The organism is Paenibacillus sp. P22, assembly GCF_000469945.2.
Taxonomy (GTDB): Bacteria; Bacillota; Bacilli; order Paenibacillales; family Paenibacillaceae; genus Paenibacillus_O; species Paenibacillus_O humicus.
Window position 1 is genome coordinate 1 of record NZ_CBRA020000260.1, and the last position, 4,199, is coordinate 4,199.

The window sequence follows — 4,199 nt, forward strand, 5'->3', positions numbered from 1 at the left end:
CGCTCCTCGCCGTCCGGCGACTCCTTCACGAGCACCGCGGCCAGTCCGCGCGACCTGCGCAGCGCTTCAAGCCGCTCCTGCGGCAGCTCCAGCAGCTCCGAGAGGCTGCAGCCTTCGCATGTATCGACGCCGAGCAGCTCGATCGCCCGCTGGTTGGACACCATGACCGTGCCGTACTCGTCCGCGGCGATGACGCCGTCGCTCATGTTCGAGAGGACGGACTGCAGCTTCTCGTTCTCCTCCTCGTTGACGGAGAGAGCTTCCCGCAGCCGATGCGTCATCTCGTTGAACGCCTCGCTGAGGCGGCCGATCTCGTCGTCGGCGAGCACCGGCACCTGCTGGTCGAAGCGTCCTTCCGCCACGGCCTCCGCCTGGCGGGTCAGCCCTTTGATCGGCTGGTGATCGTATGCGCCAGCACGACGCCAAGCACGCCCGTGAGGCCGAGCGCAATCAGCGTGCCGGAGACGAAGATCCGGTTGACGCGGTCGACCGTAGCGTTGACCTCGGTCATCTGAGCGACGATGTAGACCGCCCCGACGATCCGGTTGTCGGAGGATTTGATCGGCTGCGTGATGATCTTTTTGCGCACGTTGTCCTCGTCGAGGATGTCCTGCTCGTTGTCGGGAATGCCCTGCAGCGCCTGGCTGACCATCAGGGAGGTGTTTTTCTTCCCTATGTAGCCGCTGTAGGCATCCGACGCCGCCAGCACGCGGCCGCTGGCGTCGAGCACCTGCAGCTCCGAGCCGCTGCGGCTGAACAGGCTGTTGACGTATTCCGACAGGGACGAGGCTTCCTTGCCGCTGTCGGCGGGCGCGGCCAGGCTCTCCTCCGTCAGCTTGTCCGCCGCCAGCACGGCCAGAGCGCGCGCCTGATCGTTCAGGCTGTTCGTGAACGTCTCGGTCAGCGACGTCTTCACCGAGCTGACGAAATACACCGCGATCACCTGCATGGAGATCAGGATGAGCAGCATGTAGATCGCGATCAGCTTGACCTGGATCGTGCTGAACCAGCGGCGCCCCTTCATCAGCCGCCGAAGCCGCCGTGCTTCGGATTGCGCATGAGGTAGCCCAGTCCGCGGCGGGTCAGAATGTATTCCGGACGGCTCGGGTCATCCTCGATCTTCTCCCGGAGCCGGCGGATCGTCACATCCACGGTGCGGACGTCGCCGAAATACTCGAAGCCCCACACCGCCTGCAGCAGATGCTCGCGGGTCATGACCTTGCCGCTGTGGCGCGCGAGGTAATAGACCAGCTCATACTCCCGGTGCGTCAGATCGAGCGGCTGGCCGTCCTTGTAGACGACGTACATATCCGTATCGATGAACAGGTTGAACAGCTTCAAGCCCTGCTGCTCTTCCCCTCCTTCTTCCTTGCTTCCCGGACTCGTCCCGGAGGAAGCCTCCTGGATTTTCTGCGTGCGCCGTAGATGGGCCTTCACCCGCGCGAGCAGCTCGCGCGTTCCGAACGGCTTGGTCACATAGTCGTCCGCGCCAAGCTCAAGCCCGAGCACCTTGTCGATCTCCGTATCCTTCGCGGTCAGCATGATGATCGGCGTCTGCAGGCGCGTACGCACCTCGCGGCATACATCCATGCCGTCCTTCACCGGCAGCATCAGATCCAGCAGAATCAGATCCGGCTGCTCCTCGAATGCCATGCGAACCGCTTCGCCGCCGTCGAAGGCGCAGATGACCTCGTAGCCTTCCTTCTCCAGGTTGAATTTCAATATATCCGCGATGGGACGCTCGTCGTCCACCACCAGTATTTTGCCGTGCATTCCCGTCACCGCCTGCCTCTTGGACTGTTGATTCCGTTACCTTCTAGTTTACCATAAAAGAGCACGGGCACGCCTTGCATGGCCGTCTCGTCCGCAACGAAAAACACCCGGATAACCCTTGCGGGCATCCGGATGCTGTAGCTTGTTATAAGAATTTGAGCGGATTTTGCAGCGCTCCGTTCTTGTAGATCTCGAAATGCAGATGAGTGCCGAAGGAATGGCCCGTATTGCCCATGACCCCGATGGCCTGGCCGCGGTCGACGACCTGGCCGGTGCGCACCGACAGCTTGCTCATATGTCCGTACAGCGTCTTGTAGCCGTTGCGGTGATTGATGATGATGGCATTGCCGTATCCGCTCTTCTGGCCCGCGAATTCGATGTACCCCTCGTCCGCCGCCTTGATCGTGCTGCCGCCGACGAGGTCGATGCCCTTGTGCAGCTTGCCCCAGCGGGTGCCGTACGTGCTCGTGATGCGATGGCCCGATACCGGCCAGATGAAGTCCCCGCTTCCTTCCCCGACGACGACCTTCGTGCCGCGCACGACGATTTTCGGAACGGATTTTCGGATGACGTCGATGCTGACGAGATCCTCGCTCATCTTGTAGCCGTTCTGCTTGACGACCGAATAGGTGAGCCGCTTGGAGCCCGGCTGTCCCTGCTGGATGACCTTCGACTCGCCGGCTTTCATCGTCGCTTTTTTCTGGATGATCACCTGCGGCTCGGTCGTAATGATCTCCGACTGGCTTTCCGTCGTGACCACGTTGATCGCCGGCTTTTTGACCGTCAGGTCCAGGATGTCGCCGGCCTTGATCATATCGTCTTCGATCGTCGGGTTGTTCTGATAGATGACTTCCTTGGAAATGCCGAACTTGGACGCGATGCAGCCGACGCAGTCGCCCTTGAGCACCGTATACTTCGTGTCGGTCGATGTGCCGCTCGTCAGAATGCGCTGCAGCTGGTCCTGGCCGAGGATCTCGGAAGGATCCAGCTCCGCCGCCTCATCCACCGTCACGTCCTCGGCGAATTTGACGCCGCTGATGCCGTTGGCAGGCGCGGCGGCCTTCGTCGAAGCCGACAGAGTCATGACCTTGAGGGCGCTCTTCATCCGCTGAGGAGGCGCGTATTTCCTTTGCAGCTGATCCAGCACGGTTCTGGCCGTCTCCTCGTTCTTCACGATTCCGATGACTTTGCCGTCCACCTTGACCGCCGCTCCCGTCGCCGTCGCCGTGAAGCCCTCCGCCAGCTTGTCCAAGGTCGCTTCGCTATCGGGCTTCCCCTTGTATTCCCGGACCTTCTCGTAGGAAATCGTTCCCGTATGCAGCGTCATGGTCAGGTTGGGATGCGACTCTGCGGTTTCCCGCTCCTTCTTCTTGACCATCGCGGCCACCGTGGACGGCTTGTCTACCGTCCCTACCGGCTTGCCGTCCAGAAGAACCTGGTAATATTCGTTCGTATGGGTGTTGACGTAATGGGAATAGCCCCAATAGGAGCCTCCTGCCAAAACGGCGAGCAGAAGCGCCGCCGCTCCGATCCAGCCCCATTTTTTTCGCGTTGGCCCCGGTGCGGGCCTCATATCCTTAAGCGGTTCTTGTTGGTTGTAAGCAATCACTACCGTGTCTCCTTCTTCGCATGCTCGATTGCATTTGCTTTTTTGGTCCTATGTATCTCGCCAGGTCCCGAGCAACTATGCCGCTGGGCTGAACGAGCAAGGAATCAGCAAGGGAATCGGCTTGATCAGTCAAGCAATACGGCTTCCGCCCCTAAAGGGCGCACATGCAGAGCAATCCGAACCTCTTTGCTCGGCTCCGATGGTCGAATCGAATGAAGTCAAAAAAAGACGAATGCTCCGATTGGAGAATTCGCCTTTAACTTTACCATAGGTTCATTTTAACGGACAACCGAGGCTTGGACGGTGCGAGATTAAGATTTTTTCAGAATGGCCGGCATCTTTCGGCAACAGGCGGCAGGACGCCGTTTAACCGCGGACACAATTTCGCCACTCGAATCATAACCAGTATGGTCGAGTAACACTTTGAACCACCGCTAGGATTCAATTCATATATTTTGCGGCTGGCCCGACGCTCCTCCTGCGTCATCGGAACCGGGATCGGCCGACGGCTGCGCCTGAGGAGATGCTGCGGAAGAACGATCCGGCGAGGGAGAGGGGGAGGCCGCAGCGGAGGGAGCCCCGGCAGAAAAATCCGGTGCGGATGCTCCACTGCCCAAGCTGCCGGATCCTCCGTCTCCTCCCGCTGCGGAGCTTCGCGGCATTCCGCTTCCCCCGGAAGCTCCGCTGCCCGCAGGAGGCATTCCGGACTCGCCGCCTCCACTGGCGGCGGGCGACCCGCTGCCCGCCTCCCAGGACGGGCTKSASCMGCTYGGATTTGTCCGAGCCCTTCTTGCCGAACGATCCCATCATGACCTTC

Annotated in this window: 4 protein-coding genes and 1 pseudogene; all 5 read right to left on the bottom strand. The window is 60.6% G+C overall.

The window, feature by feature from the left end; all coding sequences use genetic code 11:
- Positions 1 to 362 (bottom strand): HAMP domain-containing protein (locus BN871_RS29495; protein ID WP_232313349.1); only part of this gene is annotated, 362 nt, incomplete at its 3' end.
- A gap of 17 nt (positions 363 to 379) precedes the next feature.
- Positions 380 to 1,024: a hypothetical protein gene (locus tag BN871_RS29500; RefSeq protein WP_053087052.1), complete on the bottom strand. Its 645-nt coding sequence runs from the start codon at positions 1,022 to 1,024 to the stop codon at positions 380 to 382.
- Entirely contained in the window at positions 1,024 to 1,773 is a 750-nt protein-coding gene (yycF, locus tag BN871_RS25160; protein ID WP_048749826.1) for a response regulator YycF, read from the bottom strand. Before yycF ends, BN871_RS29500 begins: the two co-directional genes overlap by 1 nt.
- 145 nt (positions 1,774 to 1,918) lie before the next feature.
- Positions 1,919 to 3,382, bottom strand: a complete 1,464-nt coding sequence (locus BN871_RS25165) for a M23 family metallopeptidase (protein ID WP_021881642.1) — start codon at positions 3,380 to 3,382, stop codon at positions 1,919 to 1,921.
- Between the two features lie 483 nt (positions 3,383 to 3,865).
- Positions 3,866 to 4,199, bottom strand: a pseudogene (locus BN871_RS29505) (hypothetical protein); the annotation flags it as partial.

Excerpts from the sequence above, each read along its gene's own strand:
- yycF (WP_048749826.1), bottom strand. The coding sequence starts at position 1,773 with ATGCACGGCAAAATACTGGTGGTGGACGACGAGCGTCCCATCGCGGAT.
- BN871_RS29500 (WP_053087052.1), bottom strand. The coding sequence starts at position 1,024 with ATGAAGGGGCGCCGCTGGTTCAGCACGATCCAGGTCAAGCTGATCGCG.